Raw genomic sequence first — 281 nt, forward strand, 5'->3', positions numbered from 1 at the left:
GGTCGTGTCACCCGTTGCCGCCACGGCCACCGTTGCCGAGCCGCTCACGACGTTCGAACCCATGAAGCAGACCGTGGGCAGATCGAGGAGTTCGCCCCCCGTCGCATGATCCGTGGGCGGACTCGCATGCTTCTCGACGGGCATCGATTCGCCGGTAAGCATGGCCTGGCTGACGAAGAGGTCCTTTGCGTTCAGCACCCGAACGTCGGCTGGAACCATGTCGCCGGCGGCGAGTTGAACGATGTCGCCCGGCACAAGGTCGGCAATCGGCACCTCTTGGG

At 65.1% G+C, this 281-nt stretch carries 1 pseudogene; it reads right to left on the minus strand.

The window, feature by feature from the left end:
- Window positions 1–281 (minus strand): annotated as a pseudogene (locus Q5L94_RS13615) (magnesium-translocating P-type ATPase); the annotation flags it as partial.

The organism is Idiomarina sp. Sol25, from assembly GCF_033052775.1.
Taxonomy (GTDB): domain Bacteria; phylum Pseudomonadota; class Gammaproteobacteria; order Enterobacterales; family Alteromonadaceae; genus Idiomarina.